General features: G+C 68.8%; 19 protein-coding genes. 2 read left to right on the forward strand and 17 right to left on the reverse strand.

Annotation, left to right across the window (positions count from 1 at the left end; genetic code table 11):
* The 8 genes from rpe to KHC27_RS10795 form a co-directional block, all read right to left on the reverse strand.
* A complete protein-coding gene (gene rpe / locus KHC27_RS10760; protein WP_213338776.1) occupies positions 1 to 681 on the reverse strand; it encodes a ribulose-phosphate 3-epimerase in 681 nt (226 codons plus the stop codon).
* Entirely contained in the window at positions 678 to 1,607 is a 930-nt protein-coding gene (gene cbbX, locus KHC27_RS10765) for a CbbX protein (RefSeq protein ID WP_213338778.1), read from the reverse strand. The genes rpe and cbbX overlap by 4 nt, the downstream gene beginning before the upstream one ends.
* Positions 1,608 to 1,755: 148 nt before the next feature.
* Positions 1,756 to 2,178, reverse strand: a complete 423-nt coding sequence (locus tag KHC27_RS10770; RefSeq protein WP_213338781.1) for a ribulose bisphosphate carboxylase small subunit — start codon at positions 2,176 to 2,178, stop codon at positions 1,756 to 1,758.
* A 119-nt stretch (positions 2,179 to 2,297) separates the two neighbouring features.
* Positions 2,298 to 3,770, reverse strand: coding sequence for a form I ribulose bisphosphate carboxylase large subunit (locus KHC27_RS10775; RefSeq protein WP_213338783.1), 1,473 nt, complete (start codon positions 3,768 to 3,770; stop codon positions 2,298 to 2,300).
* 109 nt (positions 3,771 to 3,879) lie between these two features.
* A complete protein-coding gene (fba, locus tag KHC27_RS10780; RefSeq protein ID WP_213338788.1) occupies positions 3,880 to 4,965 on the reverse strand; it encodes a class II fructose-bisphosphate aldolase in 1,086 nt (361 codons plus the stop codon).
* A gap of 11 nt (positions 4,966 to 4,976) precedes the next feature.
* Positions 4,977 to 6,932, reverse strand: coding sequence for a transketolase (gene tkt / locus KHC27_RS10785; protein WP_213339022.1), 1,956 nt, complete (start codon positions 6,930 to 6,932; stop codon positions 4,977 to 4,979).
* Between the two features lie 83 nt (positions 6,933 to 7,015).
* Complete coding sequence (locus KHC27_RS10790) at positions 7,016 to 7,891, reverse strand: phosphoribulokinase (RefSeq protein ID WP_213338789.1); 876 nt, start codon at positions 7,889 to 7,891, stop codon at positions 7,016 to 7,018.
* A gap of 13 nt (positions 7,892 to 7,904) precedes the next feature.
* Entirely contained in the window at positions 7,905 to 8,930 is a 1,026-nt protein-coding gene (locus KHC27_RS10795; protein ID WP_213338791.1) for a class 1 fructose-bisphosphatase, read from the reverse strand.
* A 175-nt stretch (positions 8,931 to 9,105) separates the two neighbouring features.
* Between KHC27_RS10795 and KHC27_RS10800 the strand changes: the two genes are divergently transcribed.
* Positions 9,106 to 10,092: a LysR family transcriptional regulator gene (locus KHC27_RS10800; protein ID WP_213338792.1), complete on the forward strand. Its 987-nt coding sequence runs from the start codon at positions 9,106 to 9,108 to the stop codon at positions 10,090 to 10,092.
* A gap of 24 nt (positions 10,093 to 10,116) precedes the next feature.
* On the opposite strand, the gene folB is transcribed toward KHC27_RS10800, so the two are convergent.
* Genes folB through KHC27_RS10815 form a run of 3 tightly spaced genes read right to left on the reverse strand, consistent with a single transcriptional unit; the run spans position 10,117 to position 12,501 of the window.
* Complete coding sequence (gene folB, locus KHC27_RS10805; protein ID WP_213338793.1) at positions 10,117 to 10,482, reverse strand: dihydroneopterin aldolase; 366 nt, start codon at positions 10,480 to 10,482, stop codon at positions 10,117 to 10,119.
* Between the two features lie 22 nt (positions 10,483 to 10,504).
* A complete protein-coding gene (locus KHC27_RS10810; protein WP_213338794.1) occupies positions 10,505 to 11,545 on the reverse strand; it encodes a hydantoinase/oxoprolinase family protein in 1,041 nt (346 codons plus the stop codon).
* Complete coding sequence (locus tag KHC27_RS10815) at positions 11,542 to 12,501, reverse strand: ATP-grasp domain-containing protein (protein WP_213338795.1); 960 nt, start codon at positions 12,499 to 12,501, stop codon at positions 11,542 to 11,544. The genes KHC27_RS10810 and KHC27_RS10815 overlap by 4 nt, the downstream gene beginning before the upstream one ends.
* A gap of 32 nt (positions 12,502 to 12,533) precedes the next feature.
* Here KHC27_RS10815 and KHC27_RS10820 point away from each other — a divergent pair, with 32 nt between their 5' ends.
* Complete coding sequence (locus tag KHC27_RS10820) at positions 12,534 to 13,232, forward strand: HisA/HisF-related TIM barrel protein (protein WP_213338796.1); 699 nt, start codon at positions 12,534 to 12,536, stop codon at positions 13,230 to 13,232.
* Here KHC27_RS10820 and KHC27_RS10825 read toward each other — a convergent pair.
* The 6 genes from KHC27_RS10825 to KHC27_RS10850 form a co-directional block, all read right to left on the reverse strand.
* The gene (locus KHC27_RS10825) at positions 13,222 to 14,046 is read right to left on the reverse strand and encodes a triphosphoribosyl-dephospho-CoA synthase (protein WP_213338797.1); all 825 of its coding nucleotides are present in this window, start codon (positions 14,044 to 14,046) and stop codon (positions 13,222 to 13,224) included. The genes KHC27_RS10820 and KHC27_RS10825 overlap by 11 nt on opposite strands.
* A 17-nt stretch (positions 14,047 to 14,063) precedes the next feature.
* Complete coding sequence (locus KHC27_RS10830) at positions 14,064 to 14,987, reverse strand: RimK family alpha-L-glutamate ligase (protein WP_213338798.1); 924 nt, start codon at positions 14,985 to 14,987, stop codon at positions 14,064 to 14,066.
* Positions 14,984 to 15,940 carry a methenyltetrahydromethanopterin cyclohydrolase gene (mch, locus tag KHC27_RS10835; RefSeq protein ID WP_213338800.1) on the reverse strand — a complete coding sequence of 319 codons (957 nt, stop codon included), beginning with the start codon at positions 15,938 to 15,940 and terminating at the stop codon, positions 14,984 to 14,986. The genes KHC27_RS10830 and mch overlap by 4 nt, the downstream gene beginning before the upstream one ends.
* Positions 15,941 to 15,943: 3 nt before the next feature.
* Positions 15,944 to 16,900 (reverse strand): ATP-grasp domain-containing protein, encoded by a 957-nt coding sequence (locus KHC27_RS10840; RefSeq protein ID WP_246519803.1) that lies wholly within the window; start codon positions 16,898 to 16,900, stop codon positions 15,944 to 15,946.
* 196 nt (positions 16,901 to 17,096) lie between these two features.
* Entirely contained in the window at positions 17,097 to 17,996 is a 900-nt protein-coding gene (locus tag KHC27_RS10845; RefSeq protein ID WP_213338805.1) for an NAD(P)-dependent methylenetetrahydromethanopterin dehydrogenase, read from the reverse strand.
* Positions 17,997 to 18,084: 88 nt separating this feature from the next.
* Positions 18,085 to 19,113: a beta-ribofuranosylaminobenzene 5'-phosphate synthase family protein gene (locus KHC27_RS10850; protein WP_343210889.1), complete on the reverse strand. Its 1,029-nt coding sequence runs from the start codon at positions 19,111 to 19,113 to the stop codon at positions 18,085 to 18,087.
* Positions 19,114 to 19,178 lie beyond the last annotated feature (65 nt).

Consider the following 19,178-nt stretch of genomic DNA (forward strand, 5'->3'; position numbering starts at 1 on the left):
TCAGGCCGCCTTTTTCCCGGCCTGCTCGCCGGCGGAACGGATGGCGGCGATGTTGGCGCGATAACCTTCGATGCCGCCCTTGAACACCGCCGAGCCTGCCACCAGCACGTCGGCCCCGGCCGCGACGCAGCGCGCCCCGGTCTCCGGATTGACGCCGCCGTCGATCTCCAGATGGATCGGCCGGTTGCCGATCATGGCGCGCAGACGCTCCACCTTAGGCAGCACGTCGCCGATGAAGGCCTGCCCGCCGAAGCCGGGATTGACCGTCATGGGCAGGATGAGATCCACCTTGTCGAGCACATAGGCGACGACGCTTTCCGGCGTCGCAGGGTTCAGCGCCACGCCCGCCTTCTTGCCCAGCCCGCGGATGACCTGCAGGCAGCGGTCGAGATGGTCGGTGGCTTCCGCCTGAACGGTGATGATGTCGGCGCCGGCCTTGGCGAAGGCTTCGAGATAAGGCTCCACCGGCGCGATCATCAGATGCACGTCGAACACCTTGTCGGTGTGGCGGCGCAGCGCCTTGATGACGTCCGGTCCGAAGGTGATGTTCGGCACGAAATGGCCGTCCATCACGTCGAGGTGGATCCAGTCGGCGCCGGCGGCCACGACATCGCGCACCTCCTCGCCGAGGCGGGAGAAGTCGCTGGCCAGCATCGAGGGGGCGATCAGGGGGAAGGTCATGCGGCACTCTCCGTGCGGATCGGCGGGTAGCTGTCGATGCCGCCGGAGAACACCCGGCTGGCGAGGATATCCTCGGCGGCGATGGTGGTGAGGTCCTCGACCGTCACCGGGCGGCCGCTGGCGAACAGCCGGTTGGCCTGGCGCAGCCGGGCGCGGTCCAGCGCGTTGCGGATCGAGCGGCCATTGGCGAAGTGCGGCTGCTTCGCACGGATGGCGATATAACGGGTGAGTGCTTCCTCCGCCTCCGGGCTCAGCGTGTAGTTCATTCCGTCGAGAATGCGGCCGCCAATGGCGTAGAGCTCCCGTTCTGAATAGTCCGGGAAATCGATATGGTGGGCGACGCGCGAACGGAAGCCGGGATTGGCGGTGAAGAAGCGCTCCATCCGGTCGCCATAGCCGGCGAGGATGACGACGAGGTCATCGCGCTGGTTTTCCATCACCTGCAAAAGGATCTCGATGGCCTCCTGACCATAGTCCCGCTCATTCTCGGGACGGTAGAGGTAGTAAGCCTCGTCGATGAACAGCACACCGCCCATCGCCTTCTTGAGGATTTCCTTGGTCTTTGGCGCGGTGTGGCCGATGTACTGGCCGACGAGGTCGTCACGGGTGACCGTGACCAGATGACCTTTGCGGACATAGCCGAGCCGATGAAGGATTTCGGCCATGCGCAGCGCAACGGTCGTCTTGCCGGTGCCGGGGTTGCCGGTGAAGCTCATATGCAGCGTCGGGCTGATGGCGGAGAGCCCGAACCGCGCCCGGGCGCGGTCGACGAGCAGGAGCGCGGCAATCTCGCGCAGCCTCAGCTTGACGGGCACGAGGCCGACCAGATCACGGTCGAGTTCGTCGAACACATCCGCCAGTCCCGATGCGGTGAATTCCGCCTGCAGGTCGACGGCGTCGCTGGTGGTCTTGGTGGGGGCGTCCATGTCATCGGCTCCCGTGGGTGAAGAAAAAGGACCGGTCCGGGGCGCGGTTTCCCGGACCGGTCCGTTCGCTGCCGGGGAGGAACGGGTCGGCGAGCGAACCAGTGGGGGTCATGAAGGGAAGGGCGCCGGGGAAGCGCGCCCCGCCGCCTCAGTAGCGGGCGCCCTCCGGGCGGGACATCGCGGCATAGGAGCGGGTGGTGTAGCGCACGTTGCGGCCATCCACTTCCTGGCGGTCGAGCGCGAAGCCGGGCTCCTCGGCGGGGCGGTCGGTGATGAAGGAAAGCCGCACCGACTCCCAGGTGTGGGTGGAGTCGAACGCGGTGACGCGGATGTAGTTGCGGCCGCCATAGGTCTTGCGGCACTCGTTCAGCTCGAACAGCACACCGGCGGCGTCCTTCACGTCGAACATCGGCATGCCCCACATTTCCCAGTAGGTGTTGCGCGGGTGCGGGTCGTCGGTGAACTCGATGTTCACGGCCCAGCCCTTGTCGATGCAGTACTGGATCTGCTTGGCGATCTGCTCGTCGGTGAGGTCGGGCAGGAAGGAAAAGGCGCCCTGGGTGATACGCATGGTGGTGTCTCGCTCTCGTCATCCCCGGAAGGGCGGTCGCCACGTCGGGGTTCGGTTGCAGGTGAGATGTCGCTCGGGCTGGCGGTCCCGGATCGCGATGGCGATCCGGGAGGCCGGGATCATTCGGCCGCGGTGACTTGCGGCACGAAGTCGGGCGTGTCGGTCGAGGTGTAGTTGAACGTGACGTCCTTCCACGTATCGAGCGCCTGCTTCAGCGGCATGCAGTGGCGGGCAGCGGCCTTCAGGATTTCCGGGCCTTCGCTCAGGATGTCGCGGCCTTCGTTGCGGGCGAAGATCATCGCCTCGAGCGCGACGCGGTTGGCCTGCGCGCCGGCCTGGATGCCCATCGGGTGACCGATGGTGCCGCCGCCGAACTGCAGCACCACGTCCTCGCCCAGCAGGTCGATGAGCTGGTGCATCTGGCCGGCATGGATGCCGCCCGAGGCCACCGGCATCAGCTTGCGGGTCGAGGCCCAGGGCTGGTCGAAGAAGATGCCGTGCGCCAGGTTCTGCGGCACGAAATCCTCACGGCACAGGTCGTAATAGCCCTTGGTGGTGTAGGGGTCGCCTTCGAGCTTGCCGACCACGGTACCGGCGTGAATGTGGTCGACGCCGGCGAGGCGCATCCACTTGGTGATGACGCGGAACGACACGCCATGCGACTTCTGCCGGGTGTAGGTCGAGTGGCCTGCACGGTGCAGATGCAGGATCATGTCGTTCCTGCGCGCCCACTTCGACATTGACTGGATGGCGGTGTAACCGATCACCAGATCGATCATGATGATGTTGGAGCCGAGCTGCTTGGCGAACTCGGCGCGCTCGTACATGTCCTCCATCGTGCCGGCGGTCACGTTGAGGTAGGTGCCCTTCACCTCGCCGGTGGCGGCCTGCGCCTTGTTCACCGCCTCCATGCAGTAGAGGAAGCGCTCGCGCCAGTGCATGAAGGGCTGCGAGTTGATGTTCTCGTCGTCCTTGGTGAAGTCGAGGCCGCCCTTGAGCGCCTCATAAACCACGCGGCCATAGTTGCGGCCGGAGAGGCCGAGCTTCGGCTTCACCGTGGCGCCCAGCAGCGGGCGGCCGAACTTGTCGAGCCGCTCGCGCTCCACGACGATGCCGGTGGCGGGGCCGTCGAAGGTCTTCACATAGGCGACCGGCAGCCGCATGTCCTCGAGGCGCAGGGCCTTGAGCGGCTTGAACCCGAAGACATTGCCGATGATCGACGCCGAGAGGTTGGCGATCGAGCCGTTCTCGAACAGGTCGAGATCATAGGCGATGTAGGCGAACCAGGAGCCGGGGGTGTTCGGCACCGGGTCGACCCGGTAGCACTTGGCGCGGTACTTGTCGCAGGCGGTCAGGCGGTCGGTCCAGACCACCGTCCAGGTCGCGGTCGAGCTTTCACCGGCGACCGCCGCCGAGGCTTCGATCGGATCGACGCCGTCCTGGGGAGTGACGCGGAACAGCGCGATGACGTCCGTGTCCTTCGGCTCGTAGTCGGGCTGCCAGTAGCCCATCTTCCGGTATTCCATCACGCCGGCGCTGTAGCGGTCGCGCTTCTTCTCGGCGGTCTTGGTCTCGAGGGCGGTGGTGGTCATCATTCAGCTCCCATGGCTTTCCCGTTGACGCTCAGCCACGCTGGCGCCTCGGTCTGCTTTCGGCGTTTCATGTCGTTCGTTGGTGCCCCTCGCTCGGGAGGGGATCAGCTCATTCCGCTGCTGCGCGCGTGCCGCCGATCACCGGATCGAGCGCGCCGCTGGCATAGCGCTTGGCCATCGCCGCGAGCGGCAGGACCTTGATCTTCGAGGCCTGCCCGGCGGTGCCGAACTGCTCGAACCGTTCCCGGCACAGGTCACGCATCGCGTCCATGGCGGGCTTGAGGAATTTCCGCGGGTCGAATTCGGCCTTGTTGGCTTGAGCGACCTTGCGGAACTGGGCGGTCATGGCGAGGCGGCAGTCGGTGTCGATGTTCACCTTCCGCACGCCGTGGCGGATGCCGCGGACGATCTCCTCCACCGGCACGCCCCAGGTCTGGGGCATCTCGCCGCCGGAGGCGTTGAAGAGGTCCTGCAGCGCCTGCGGCACCGAGGAGGAGCCGTGCATCACGAGATGGACGCTCGGCAGGCGGCGGTGGATTTCCTCGATCACGTTCATGGCGAGGATGTCGCCATCCGGCTTGCGGGAGAACTTGTAGGCGCCGTGCGAGGTGCCCATCGCGATTGCGAGGGCGTCCACCTTGGTGCGGGCGACGAAGTCCACGGCCTGGTCGGGGTCGGTCAGCAGCTGGTCGTGGGAGAGCGCTCCCTCGGCGCCGTGGCCGTCCTCCTGCTCCCCGGCACCGTGCTCGAGCGAGCCGAGCACGCCGAGTTCGCCCTCGACCGAGGCCCCCACCCAGTGCGCGGCGTCGACGACGCGGCGGGTGATGGCGACGTTGTAGTCGTAGTCCGCCGGGGTCTTGGCGTCTTCCTTCAGCGAGCCGTCCATCATCACCGAGGTGAAGCCGTGCTGGATCGCCGAGAGGCAGGTCGCCTCGTTGTTCCCGTGGTCCTGATGCATGCACAGCGGAATGTGCGGATACATCTCCGACAGTGCCTCGATCATCTTGGCGAGCATGATGTCGTTGGCATAGGAGCGGGCGCCGCGGCTTGCCTGCATGATCACCGGAGCATCGACCGCATGGGCCGCCTCCATGATCGCGAGGCCCTGCTCCATGTTGTTGATGTTGAAGGCGGGGACGCCGTAGCCCTGCTCGGCCGCATGGTCGAGGAGCTGGCGAAGGGTGATGCGGGCCATGTTCTGTCTCCTCAGGCGCAGGTCAGCAGTTCGCAGGTGGCATCGACGACCCCTTCGGGGGTGATGCCGAAATGGGCGTAGAGTTCGGGGGCGGGCGCCGAGGCGCCGAAGCCCAGCATGCCGACGAAGCGGCCGCGCTCGCCGATCCAGCGGTCCCAGCCCATGCGGGCCGCCGCTTCCACCGCGACGCGGGGGGCGGTGCCGAGAACCTGCCGGCGATACTCGTCGCTCTGCTGCTCGAACAGCTCCCAGCACGGCATCGAGACCACCGCGGCATCGACGCCGCGTGCGGCCAGCAGATCCGCCGCCTTCAGCGCGATCTCGACTTCCGAACCGGTGCCGATCAGCGTGACGTCGCGCCGGCGGGCCGGCTTGCGCACGACATAGGCACCCCGGGCGGTGAGGTTCTCGTCGGTGTGCTCGGTGCGGAAGGTCTGCAGGTTCTGGCGGGAAAGCGCCAGAACCGAGGGCGTGGCCTCCGACTGCAGCGCGAGCTGCCAGGCTTCCAGCGTCTCGACCGCGTCGGCCGGGCGGAACACGTTGAGGTTCGGCGTCGCCCGCAGCATGGCCAGATGCTCGATCGGCTGGTGGGTCGGCCCGTCCTCGCCGAGGCCGATCGAATCGTGGGTCAGCACATAGACGACGCGCTGGCCCATGAGGGCGGAGAGCCGGATGCCGCCACGCGCATAGTCGGAGAACACCATGAAGGTGCCGCCATAGGGGATGAAGCCCTTGTGCAGCGCGATGCCGTTCATCACAGCGCTCATCGCATGCTCGCGGATGCCGTAGTGGATGTAGCGCCCGCCGAACTTGCCCGGCGTCACCGAACCGAGGCCCTTGGTGATGGTCAGGTTCGAGTGGGTGAGATCGGCCGAGCCGCCGACGGTCAGTTCGGTGGCGGTGTTGATGACGCCGAGCGCCATTTCCGAGGACTTCCGGGTGGCGACCTTCGGCGCCGTCTCGGAAAGGGTGCGCTTATGGGCGAGCAGGGCCTCGTCGAAGGCGGCCGGCAGCGTGCCCGAGAGGGCGGCGCGGAAGGCATCGCGCTTTTCCGAGATGGCGAGGCGGTCCTCCCAGGCTTCGCGGGCGAGGCGGCCGCGCTCGGCGATCTTCTGCCAGGCGGCGCGGATGCCGGTGGGCACCTCGAAGGGCGGGTAGTGCCAGCCGAGCCGGTCGCGCGCACCTTCGATCTCGGCGGCGCCAAGCGGCGCGCCATGCACCGCCTCGGAGCCGGCCTTGGTCGGCGCGCCGTAGCCGATGGTGGTGCGGCAGGCGATCAGCGACGGGCGCTTGGAATTGCGCGCCTTGGCGATGGCGTCGATCAGCGCGTGATGAGCGTGGCCGTCGATGCGGAACACGTCCCAGCCCGCCGCCTCGAAGCGCCCGAGCTGATCCATCGAGGTCGAGATAGAGGTCGCGCCGTCGATGGAAATGCCGTTGTCGTCCCACAGCACGATCAGCTTGCCGAGCTTCAGGTGCCCGGCGAGGTCGATGGCCTCGTGGCTTATGCCCTCCATCAGGCAGCCGTCACCGGCGATCACATAGGTGAAGTGATCAACGATCTCGTCGCCGTAACGGGCATTCATCATCCGCTCGGCCAGCGCCATGCCGACCGCGGTGGTGAGGCCCTGGCCCAGCGGGCCGGTGGTGGTCTCGACCCCGAGCGTGTGGCCATATTCGGGATGGCCCGCCGTCGAGGACCCGAACTGCCGGAACCGCTTGATCTGCTCGATGTCCATGTCGGCATAGCCGAGCAGATGGTGGATCGAGTAGAGCAGCATCGAACCATGGCCAGCCGAGAGCACGAAGCGGTCGCGGTCTGCCCAGTCGGGCCGGGTCGGGTCGATCTTCATGAAGCGGGTGAAGAGCACGGTGGCAGCGTCGGCCATGCCCATGGGCATGCCGGGATGGCCGGACTTCGCCTTCTCGACGGCGTCCATGGTGAGGGCGCGCAGCGCATTGGCCATGTCGCCGTAAGGGATTTCGGTTGCGCCGTCCTGCGGGCACAGGACCGGAACGGTGGTCTTGGTCAGCATGGTGTCCTCCGGGCTCACGCGGCGCGCCGCTTCTTTTCGACGAGATTCAGGATCATCGGCGTCAGGATCAGTTGCATCGCGATGTCGAGCTTGCCGCCCGGGATCACGATGGAATTGGCCCGGGACATCCAGCTGCCCTGGATCATCGAGAGCAGGTAGGGGAAGTCGATGCCGCGGGGGCTCTTGAAGCGGATGACCACGATCGATTCGTCGGCCGTCGGGATCCAGCGGGCGATGAACGGATTCGAGGTGTCGACCGTCGGCACGCGCTGGAAGTTGATGTCGGTCTGCGCGAATTGCGGGCAGATATAGTTCACGTAATCCGGCATGCGGCGCAGGATGGTGTCGGTCACCGCCTCCGTCGAATAGCCGCGATGGGCGCGGTCGCGATGGATCTTCTGAATCCATTCGAGATTGATGACAGGGACGACGCCGATCTTCAGGTCGGCGTATCGGGCGACGTCGACATTGCCGCTGATGACCGCGCCGTGCAGGCCTTCATAGAACAGAAGGTCGGTCGGCGAGGGGATCATTTCCCACCCGGTGAAGGTGCCGGGCGGGCTGCCGAATTCCTGCGCCTCCTTGTCGTCGTGGATATAGTGCCGGGTGCGGCCGGTGCCGGTTGCGGCGTAGGAGCGGAACGTCTCCTCCAGCTCTTCGAACAGGTTCGAGTCCGGCCCGAAGTGGCTGTAGTGGTTGTTGCCGCGCGAAGCCTCCTCGGACATGACGCGCTTCATCTCGAAGCGGTCGTAGCGATGGAAGGCGTCGCCCTCGATGTAAGCGGCGACAACCTCCTCGCGGCGGAAGATCTGCTCGAAGATGCGGCGCACCGAGGTCGTGCCCGCACCGGACGAGCCGGTGACGGAGATGATTGGATGATGGATCGACATGAAACCGGTCCCCTCAGGCCCGCAGCAGGCCGCGCTTGCCGAACAGCGGCGAGCGCTCGGGAAGGCCGGCGGAGTTGATCTGGTAGCGGGCGATACGCTCGACCTCCGCGCGCGAGCCGAACACGAGCGGGATGCGCTGGTGCAGCTTGCTCGGGATGATCTCCAGAATGCGCCGGTGGCCGTCGGTCGCGCGTCCATCCGCCTGCTCGACGACGAAGGCGATCGGGTTGGCCTCGTAGACCAACCGCAGCCGGCCGTTGGCATAGCCCTTGCGGGCGTCGCCGGGGTAGAGATAGACGCCGCTGCGCATCAGGATGCGGTAGGCTTCCGCCACCATCGAGGCGACCCAGCGGGTGTTGAAGTCCTTGCCGCGCGGGCCCTCGGCGCCGGCCTGGCAGTCCTCGACATAGCTGCGGATGGCGCCGTCCCAGTGCCGCAGGTTGGAGCCGTTGATCGCATATTCGGCGGTCTCGGCCGGAATGACGACCCGCTCATGCGCCAGCACGAACTTGCGCGAGACGCGGTCGAACACGAAGACCTGCGTGCCGTCGCCCGCGGTCATCACCAGGCTGGTCTGGGGACCGTAGACGAAGAAGCCGGCGGCGAGCTGGCGGTTGCCCGGCTGCAGCAGCGAGTTCGGGCCGTTGTGCGGCAGGATCGAGAAGATCGTGCCGACCGAGATGTTGGTGTCGATGTTGGACGAGCCGTCCAACGGGTCGACCGCCACGGCGAGCGTGCCGTTGGGCGAGAGCGCCAGAGGCTCGTCGGCCTCCTCGGAACCCAGCACCGCGACGGGCGCCAGGCGCAGCGCGTCGGCGACGAGGCGGTCGGCGACGGCGTCCAGTTCCTTCTGGCTGTCGCCGTCCTCATGATAACCGCGCACCTTGGCCATCGCGCCGGCCAGCGGGCCAGCGGCGATGAGCTCGGCGATAGTGACGGCGGCGCCGGCCAGAGCCTGAACGGTCTCAGCAACTCCCTGGCGCAGGGAGTCGGCACCGGCCCACCTCGACAGGTGGTCCTGCAATGTTGTGTGTGTCACGGCGTTTCCCCAGATGTGGAGGTCTTTGACCTTCTGGCGTGTCGTTTCCGTGAGCCTTCGGGAGGGGACCCGAAGCGGCGGACGCCTTTTATTGACGCTACTGTGCCTGACTTGGCGGCGTAAGGAAATTCGAATATTCTTTTGTAAATTTTAAATTCGACTGAAGGTAGCGCCCATGCGGAACGTCACGCTGAAGCAGCTTCGGGCGCTTGCCGCCGTGATCGAGACCGGCACGGTCACGGCCGCGGCCAAGGTGCTGAACGTCACGCCGCCGGCGGTGACGATGCAGGTGCAACTGCTCGAGGAACAACTCGGCCTGCCGCTGCTGGATCGCGCCGGCGATCGCTTCCAGCCCAGCGATGCCGGCCGCGAGGTTCTGGCCGCCGTCGCCCGCATGGAGCGCGCGCTTGCCGACTGCAATGCTGCGCTGGACGCCATGAAAGGGCTTGATGCCGGGCGCGTCTCGGTCGGCATCGTGTCCACCGCGAAGTATTTCGCGCCCAATGCGCTCGGCGTGTTTGCCCGGCTGCACCCGGGCGTCGACGTGGCGCTGGTGGTTGGCAATCGCGAGGACATCGTCGCCGCCCTGCGCAACGACGCCATTGACGTCGCCATCATGGGGCGCCCGCCGGTCGACATCGAGGTCGACAAGGCCCTGCTCGGCGCCCATCCCCATGTCATCATCGCCCCGGTCACCCACCCGCTGCTGGGGCGGCGGATCGTCGCGGCGGACCTCGCCGGCTCGACCTTTCTGGTTCGCGAGCCGGGCTCCGGCACGCGCAACCTCATGGAACGCTTCTTTCAGGAGGCGGGCGTTTCAACCCGGATCGGCATGGAGATCGGCTCGAACGAGACCATCAAGCAGGCGGTCATGGCCGGGCTCGGGCTCTCCTTCATCTCCGCGCATACGGTTGCGCACGAGGTCGCGAATGGCCGTCTGGCGTTGCTGGACGTCGAGGGGCTGCCCGTGGTCCGGCAGTGGTTCGTGGTGAAGCGCTCGGCCAAGCGGTTGACCCCGCCGGCTCTGGCACTCAACGAATTTCTCGCCCGTCGCGGATCGGAATTCCTGCCGAAGCCCGTGTCGCCGGGCCTGCGCCTGCCGAGTGAGGCCGACGGCAGCGAAGACCCGCCGGTGGTGCGGCGCAAGGGGGCGAAGAACTGAGCTGTCCGCGCCTCCCGCCGTTCGTCAGCTCCGGCTTCGGATGATCTCGACGCCGACGTCGCGGAACACCCCGGCGATCGGGGCACCCGGCTTGTGCACCTCGACGCGCACCTTTTCCACCCGGGCGAACCGCGCCAGAACGGCCGCGGCTATGGCCTCGGCGAACGCCTCGAGAATGTGAAAGCGACGCTCCCCGGATACGCGCGTCACCGTCTCGAACACCTCCTGGTAGCCCACCGTCTCGTCGTAATCGTCATGCGAGGCGGCGGGATGAGCATCCAGCCACCAGTCGATGTCGACGACGAAGCGCTGCCCCAGCTTGGCTTCTTCCGGGTAAAGGCCGTGATGGGCGAAAAGCTCGATTCCGCGAAGGAAGACACGGTCAGACATTCAGGAATACTCGCTCAGGATATCAGGAAGACAGGGCGGCGGACAGCAGGCCGACCGCGACGGCGGGCGCGCAGTCCGCCGCATCCCGGCCCAGCGCGGCATCATCGGTGAGCACCTCGCCGAGATCGAGATAGGTCAGGTCGCGTCGCTCGGCGAGCTTTCGGGCGAGAAAGCGGCCAACGCCGGCGCCGACGATCAGCTCCGGCTCGAAGGCGATGGCCGACAGCACGCAGTCGAGCGCGGCGCTGATTCGTCCGGTCTGCGCCTCCGCCAGATGCCGCGCCAGCCGCACCGCCCGTGGCTGGGTGGCGGGCGAAAGATCCTGCGCCACCATGCGCAGCAGCCGCCTGGCGCTCGCTTCTTGGGTCTTGGGTCCTCCATCGGCGGTCGGATGCAGGTCGGCTTCCTCGGCCAGCTCGCCGGTGAGGCGGTGGACATCCGCGCTGGTGGCGAACAGTTCGGCGGCGAGCGGGGTCCACCTTCCAGCGAAGGGGGCTTCTGCCGCCATTGCCATCACCGGCGTGCGGACCACGCCGGTATAGATGAGTTCGTTATTGGCCAGCCGCTCGGCATCGGTGAAGCCGCGCGCCGCCACCCGACCCTCGCCGAAGGGAATGATGTCGGTGGTGGTCGAGCCGATATCGAGCAGCACACCCTCCGGCAGCAGGTGGCCAAGCACGGCGGCGGTGGCGTACCAGTTCGCCGAGGCGATGGTGGCGGAATGGGCGGCGGCGGTCTCCGGCGGCACGAAGCCTTCCGGCCCGGCGAAGATCGCCAGCGGCCCTCCGGCCAGCTCGCGCATCAGCAGGGCGGTGGTGCCGACGACGCCGGCATGCCGGTCCGGCCAGAGGTCGGCGACCTCTGCGGTCATGGTGACGGCGGACGCGACGCCGGGTTCGAATTCGGCCCGCAGCGTGCGCAGCGCCCCGGCAAGATGCTCCTCCCCCCGCCAGACCGGGCAGGGCGCGATCCGGATCGCCTTAAGCCGGCCATCCTTGCCGAAGGCGGCCAGCTTTACATGGGCGCCGCCGACATCCCAGCCCAGCCGGACGACGCCCTTCACAGCGTCACCTCGACCGGCCGGGGGAGCGGCAGATGCGGCAGGTCAGGCACCGCGCCGTCGCGGATGAGCTCGGCGACGAAGGCCAGCGGATTGATGGCGAGGGCGCGGTGCAGCCCGACATAGGAGGTCGTCAGCCGCGGATTGATTTCCAGCACGACAGGTCCCTTGGGTGTTTCGATGTAGTCGATGCCGATGAGGCCATGCAGGCCGGGCAGGGCGGCGAAGATCTGCGCGGTGAGGGCTTCGAGGCGCGAATCGGGAGGCTCTACCCCCACGGTGACGCCGTGGAACATGAAGCGGTCCTCGGTGCGGACCACATTCTGCCGGTTGACGCTGAGCACATGGCTGCGCCCGCCCTGGCACAGCGCGCACAGGCTCCAGGCCTCGCCCTCGACCAGCGGCTGGACCACGCCGCCGGTGAAGCTCGGCCGGGGCGGCGTGGCGACGACGAAGGTGAGGAGGGTACCGGCACCGTCGTCCGGTTTCACGACGAAGGGGCCGGGATGATCCGCCGGCACTTCGCCCGCCCGCCAGGTCGGCACCACCGGCACGCCGGCCGCCGCGAGGCGTTGCGACGTCGCCAGCTTGCTCGCACCGATCTCCAGCGTCGCCGCGTCGCAGGCGATGACGCGCGCGTTCACGGTGCGCATCAGCGCCACCAGCGCAGCGAGTTCACCCCCGGTTTCCGGTGCGATCGGCCAGCAGCAATGCGCCTCGGCCGCAAGCTCGGCCCACATTTCCCAGGCGGCGGGGCCGGCCTTCACCGGCCGGCTCTGCCCGCGCGGCGGGGGCGGCAGACGGTCGTCGTGTGTCGTGACCACCCGTACCCCGGGCAGGTCCTCCAGATCGCCAATCAGCGCATCGCGCATCAGTGCGCCTTCGGCTATCAGGGAGGCCGGCAGCTCGGGGCCGGCAAAGCCACCGCCGGTCACCGTCTCGCACACGAAGACGAGCATCGGATCATCCATTCAGGAGAGGGAACAAGGGCGTGGAACTTATACCTGTGCTCGACCTGATGGGAGGGGTCGTCGTGCACGCCCGCCGTGGCGAACGGCACGCCTACCGCCCGATCGAGACCCCGCTCTGTACGGGAGCCGAACCGATGGACGTGGCGGCGGCGCTGCTGGGGCTGGCTCCCTTCCGCACGCTCTACATCGCCGATCTCGACGCCATCCGCGGCACGGGCGGGCACGATGATGTCATCGGCGCGCTGCGAGGTCGCTTCCCCGGGCTGAGGCTTCTGGTCGACGCGGGCGAGGCGACGCCGGCCCGCATCTCCCGGCGCCGGGCCGAGGGGCTGGGGCAGCCCGTGGTCGGCACCGAGGCGCTGGCGGACATCGCGGCGGCGCGTTCCGTGCTGGCGGAAGAAGGCGTGATTCTGTCGCTCGACCACGATGCTTCCGGCCGGATGGGCCCCGAAGAGGTCCACGAGGCGACCGCCCTCTGGCCGGCGGAGCTGATCGTGATGACGCTGGCGCGGGTCGGCTCGCAGGAGGGCCCCGATCACGCCCGGCTGGCGCAGGTGCTGGCTAAGGCCGGCGCGCGCCGGGTTCATGCCGCCGGCGGCGTGCGCACGGCAGCCGATCTCGACCGCCTTGCGGAGGCCGGCGCCGCCGGGGTGCTGCTCGCGAGCGCGCTTCACGACGGGCGGCTGGACGCGGCGACGCTGCGGCGCTTCATGGGCTGATCAGCCCGTCAAGACGCGCGGCGAACAGGCTGGCGACGGTGAGGTCGGCGCTGGTGCCGGGATTGAGCCCCCGCCGCTTTAGCGCCACGTCGAAGGCGGCGAGCGGCGCGCGTCGCTGCTCCGCCGGGCTGTGCCACGGCACGGTCATCTCGATCTGCGCCGCCTCGGCCTGCACCTCGCGGGCAACCTCTGGCCCGAACTTCCGCAGGATATGGCTGTCGGGAAAGGCCGCCATGAAGCGCAGATGCGCAGCTTCCGCGCGCGCGTCGACGGGCACGGCGGTGAGGCGGGGCAACCCGATCTCGAAGATGTCGTCGAACCCGCCGGCATATTGCCGGGCGATCCGGTCGCGCTCCGCCGCCACCGCCATCGCTTCGCGCAGCGTGATGCTGGGCGGGGCGGCCACGTCGTGCTCGGCGGCGCGGCCGAGCCCGCCGGGATTGGCGCGGGTGATGGCGCGGAACGCTGCGGCGGCATCCTCCCGGGAGAGCCCGTCGAGAACCGCCCGGAGAGCCGGCCGCAGCGCGCCGCCCCGTTCGGCCGCGGCGGCGAGGGGCGCGCACAGCAGCAGGATGCCGAGATTGGTGTTGAGGCCGGTGGCCGCGACGGAGGCCTCCACCGCCGCCTCGATCCGCTCGCCGACGCGGGCGCCCGGCGTGCAGAGCCGGGGTGCCGCGGCCGCAGCCGCCGCCTGGAAATGCGCGACCTCCATGCCATGCCCGGCGCTGAAGCGATGGACGTTCCCCGCTTTCAGCGCGTCCAGCTCCTCATGGCAGGAGGCAAGGAAGCGGGTCTCGATCGCGGCGGCGTCCATGGGCGCGATCGGTCGGCTCACGCGGCTGGCGCGCGGTTGAGGGTCGTCGCGAGGTGGCGGGCCATCGTGGCGGCGACGTCGATCTCGGTGGTGCGCTGGAGGCCCTTCCACGCCGGCATGGAATTGACCTCCAGCACGGAAAAGCCGCCCGCGGCATCCTCGATGAGGTCGACCCCGGCATAGTCGGCGCCTACCGCCGCAGTGGCGCGCACGGCATAGGCGGCGGCGATGCCGTCGATCGGCGCCGGCTCGCCGGCAGCGCCCTGATGAATATTGGTGATCCAGCGCTCCGAGCGGCGGATCATCGCCGCGACCGCCCGGCCGCCCACGACATAGACGCGCCAGTCCTGGTACATGCCCCCGCTCTGGCGGCCCTCGACGAAGTCCTGCAGATAATAGACCCCGCCGACCTTCTCCGGCTCCGGCAGGGGCTGCCGCGGCTCGATGCGGCGGATACCCTTGCCCTGGGCGCCGAACAGCGGCTTCAGCACGCTGTCGGCCGGCGCCTCGTCGACCAGCGCCTGCATGGCGGCGCGATCCTCGCGGACGAAGGTGCGCGGCGTCGGCAGGCCGGCCCGGCCGATGAGAAAGCTGGTCATGCTCTTGTCGACGCAGCGCTCGATGGCGCGGGCGTCGTTCATAACCTTAACCCCCAGTTCACGCAGCGCATGCAGCACGCCGAGCCGCATGGTGATCTGCTCGGTCGTGCCCTTGGCGATCACCCGGATGAAGGCAGCGGCGGGCAGCCGGCCGTCGAGGCCGGGAATGAGCAGGCCGTGCGGGGTCTCGCCGATCGCGAAGCCGCAGTCGTTCAGCGAGAGCACCAGCACGTCGAGGCCTTCGCGCTCGATGGCGCGGCGCAGGGTGCGGGTGTGCCAGTCGGCATCCTCGGTGAAGATGACGACGGTGTCGGCGCGGCGCTCGAGGGGCGAATGGCTCATGCGAAGGACCGTTCCAGTATGTCGTCGTGGAAGGCGCCGAAGGTGAAGCTGCGCCCCGTCTCCAGCGCCGTCACCGTGACCCGGGCCGGGCTGAACAGCATCGGGTCCATGGCATAGAAATCGCCCTTATAGGCGGTGAAGATCTCGGCAAAGGTGCGGCCATGGTCGCGCGAGGACGAGCTTGGCAGCCCCTCGGCGAGCTCGCGGGCTTCGCTTTCCGGGCCGGTGACGAAGAGCTGGACGTCGCCGCCATAGAGCGTGGCGTCGTTGGTGCGGCCCATGGCGGCGACGAAGTCCGGTGCCGGCGGGGGCAGCGGCGAGCTGCCGATGCCGTCGACGACGCGGTCGAGCGGGAAATGCAGGGCATGCGTCTTGTGCAGGGCGACCTCCAGCACGCGCGCCACGATCTGCACGGTGCCGGCGAGGCTGCTGGTGGGGGTGAGGATGAGGGTCAGCTTCTCCGGCGCGATGCCGCATTCCTCGGCGATGCGGGCGACGAGGCTGTCGGGCGGTGTCTTGTCCACTTCCAGTACCAGCCCGGCATGGTCGGCGCTGTCCTTGTAGGCAAGTTCCTCGAACAGCTTCTCCTTCGCCCAGAGCGCGCGGCCGGGACCCGAGCCGAGGGCGAAGAAATCACCTTCGGACAAGCTCCAGCCGGCATATTGGCTGCCGAGACAGGCGAGGACCGGGTCGGCGGTCGTGACCGTCACCATGGTGCCCCAGCGTGCGAAGCGCCCGCTGGTCGCGATGCCTACCGAGCCGAGGCCGCCGAGGCAGATCTCGGCGATGCGCCGGCCGGCTTCGATGCCGCCCCGTGCCGCGATGCCGGCATCGATGATGCGGGCGCCGCAGGGGCTGCGGCTCACGCCGAGCCGAAGCGGGCCGGCCTGGGCGACGAGGGCGTCGATGAGAGGCGCGGAAAGCGCGGCTACGCTCGGGCGGGGGTCGCTCATGGGTCAGGTCTCCTGGGCTGCGGCGGTGCGGCGGCTGCGCCGGAGCGCACGCCACAGTTCGTCCATCTGTTCGGTTACGGCGGTGCGCGCCGCCTCGGCGGTGTCGGCCGAGGCGCGCACGGTACAGAGCGGGTCGTTCGCCTCGATGCGCGTGCCCGGCGCGGGCCGGTCGACGGTCCAGGCGGGCAGCGGATCGTGGCCAATCCCGATCGCCTGCGGGGCATAGAGTACGGCGGCGGCATGGGCGGGGCGGCCCGGACGGGGCATCAAGGGCGCGATATCCGGCAGCCTGCCGCCGCAGGCGTCGAGATGAAGCCGGAGCAGCGGCGGCAGCGGGGCATGGTCGAAGATGTCCAGCGTGGCGCCGGGCCGGGGGTTGATCTCGATCAGGTTCCAGCCCTGCGCCGTGAGCAGCAGGTCGGCGCTCATCAGGCCCACCGTACCGGCGGCGGCAACCAGCGCGTCGAGCGCCTGGGTCACCTCGCGCGTGATTACCTCCGGCACGGCGATGGGCCCGGCAGCGCCGCCGTAGCGGAACGGCGCCCCGGCCGTTGGGCTCGCCCATTGCCGGGAGAAGCCGAGCAGCCGCGCCCGCGTGCCGTCGCCCAGGAACAGCGCGGAGACGGGATCGCCGGGGAGGCGCTCCTGCAGGTACCAGCCCGGCCCGCGGGCCCGCTCCGCCGGTGTCACATGCCAGCCGCCGGAACCGCCGATCCGCTTTTCCAGCGCCGCCGTGCCTGCCGGTGCTCCGTCCGGGAAGAGCCGAGGATGTGGGATGGCGAGCGAGGCGAGCAGGGTGGTGAGGGCGACCGGGTCCTTGAGACGGTAAAGCTGGTCCGGTCCGTTGCCCACGACGTCGAAGTCCCGCGCGATACGCGCGACGAGATCGGGCGCCTCCTCGAAACCCGAGCCGAGCACGACCGGAAGTCCCGGCGCGGCACGGGCCGTGAGCTGCGCCATGAAATCATCGGAGTCGAACGAAAACCCGCCCCGGCGACGCACCAGGGCGGCGTCCGCAGCGAGTTCCCGTGTGTCCTGGTCGCAGAACAGATCCAGCGCGATCGGACGGTATCCCGCGCGGCGCGCCGCAGCCGCGAGGCCGCGGGCAGAGATGCCCGCGACGACGAGGGTGGGAAGGCTGTCCGGTGCCGGAGCCTCACGCGGCGAGGAGCGACCTTGCAAGCCTGAAGGCATCCTCGAACCCGATATTCAGCGCCGTATCCGTGACGCGCATCTGCTTCAGCAGCTCGTGCTGGACCCGGTACTTCACATGGCCGATGGCCAGCGCGCCGATGCCCACCGCCTGGCCGCTGATCGGCTTGCCATCGTCATGGGCTTCCACACCGGCGATGCCCGGCGGGGGAACGGCGTTGACGTCGGCGGCCACCAGCAGCCGGCTGGCGGAGGCGAGGTGATCCTCGGTCAGGATCTGGACGCCGGCCTTGCCGCAGGCGAGCACGATTTCGGCCTCCGGCAGGATGGCGTGCTTCTCCGCGTCGTTGCGCGCGGTTGCGCTCGAGAGATCGACGCCGAAGCGCACCTTGAAGTCCGCCGCCTTCAGGCGGACGCCGTCGAGGTCGCGATGACTCACCAGCGTGACATCGGCGCCGGCCTGCGCCGCGATCACCGCCGCGATGCCGCCGACGACGCCGGTCGCGCCATAGACCTGCAGCTTGGCGCCCTTCAGCCCGCCTTCGCGGCGGCCGGCGATCTTCTCCTCGACCTTGGCGATCATCGCCGCAGCGGTGGTGAAGGAACCCGCCGGGTCGACGAAGACCGAGATCTGGAACGGGGGGAACAGCGCGTTGCTGGCTTCCTTGGCCATGTCGAGGGCAAGGCTGGCGTCCTTGCCGCCGATGAACAGGCCGGTGCGGGAGGCGTGGTCGGGCGGACGCGAGAACATCATGTCCTGCGTCAGGTCCATCATCTCCTCCAGCTTCACGCGGGAATAGGGGAGGATGGTGGCGTATCCGGCGTCGACCGCCATGTTCACGTCGAACGGGCTGACGTGGGAAAGCGGCGTGACGATGTGGAGGATCGGAGCTTTGTCCGCCATGTCGTTTCATTCTCCTAGGTAGGTTCGGGCCGTTGCGGCCTCGTTGGCGGGAGAAGGATAGCGACGCGGGCTTTCGCCAAACCGCCGCTCAGCGCTGCGCGTAGCAGGCAAGCCGTTCGATCCGCGCGCCGGCGTTGCTGCCGCGAACGCAGTCGAAAGCCAGGTGAGACAACGCGCCGAAACGGACGCGCGCCTCGCCGATCAGTCGCTCCGCCTCGTCGGGCGAGCCGACGATGGCGAAACCGGTGGGACCCCAGGAGCTCTGGCCGACGCCGCAAACGCCGGCCGCCTCGATCCACTCCATGACCTCGGCGACATCGGGGCTCGTATAGCGGCCACCCTGTGCGCCCGCATAGTGGTCACCGAGCAATCTCTGCATTTCCCCCACGGCTTCGCCGAAATGTCGCACCTGCCCTTCCGCCAGCGCCGGCAGCGCCTTCATGACGGTGAGGCGGGCGAGGTGGCCAGCGAGGGTGTCGGCGAAGGGAGGGAGCTGCTCCATTGCCTGCACCTCGGCGCTGCCGCTGAGGCCGCGATGGGCGTGATCGTAGACCAGCAGGATACGCCAGTCCTCCGGAAAGGCGAGCCGGGAGAGGATCGGCGGGGGGGCGTCGCCCGCCCCGGTGCCCACCGCCTTGCCGCCGTCGAGGATTACGCCGCCCTGGGTGAAGGCGCCGATTCCGATGGACGAGCGGGCGCCGCGTGCCAGCGCCTGGCCGAGGTCGCGGGCGGACAGGTCGCGACCGCGCAGGATGGCGAGGGCGGTGGCGACGGCGAGGCCGAGCTGGGTGCCCGAGCCGAGCCCGGCATGGGGCGGCAGCGCCGCTTCCACCGTCACCCGCACCGCCGGGTCGAGCCCGAACGCACGTGCGGCTTTTTCGACCGCCGCCAGCGCCCGGTCGGCATCCGGCCCGCTGGCCTCCAGCCGGTCGGCCTTCTGCAGGCACACGATGGTCGCCGGCCGCTCCAGCGTCACGCCGAGGCTGCCGAAGCGGCGGCCGAGCGTGCCGGAGAGGTCGAGAAATCCAAGATGCAGGCGGCCCGGCGCGCTGATGCGCACCGCGGTGGGGCCGCCTTCGTCGCGGGCCGCGTCGAATGGAAGTCTTGTGTTGTTCACGGGCGTTTCCTCACCGCCATGGTAAGGCCAGCGCGGTTGCGGGGACAAGCGGTCGCCGGGCGGCA

The sequence above is a fragment of the Ancylobacter lacus genome, from assembly GCF_018390635.1.
GTDB lineage: Bacteria > Pseudomonadota > Alphaproteobacteria > Rhizobiales > Xanthobacteraceae > Ancylobacter > Ancylobacter lacus.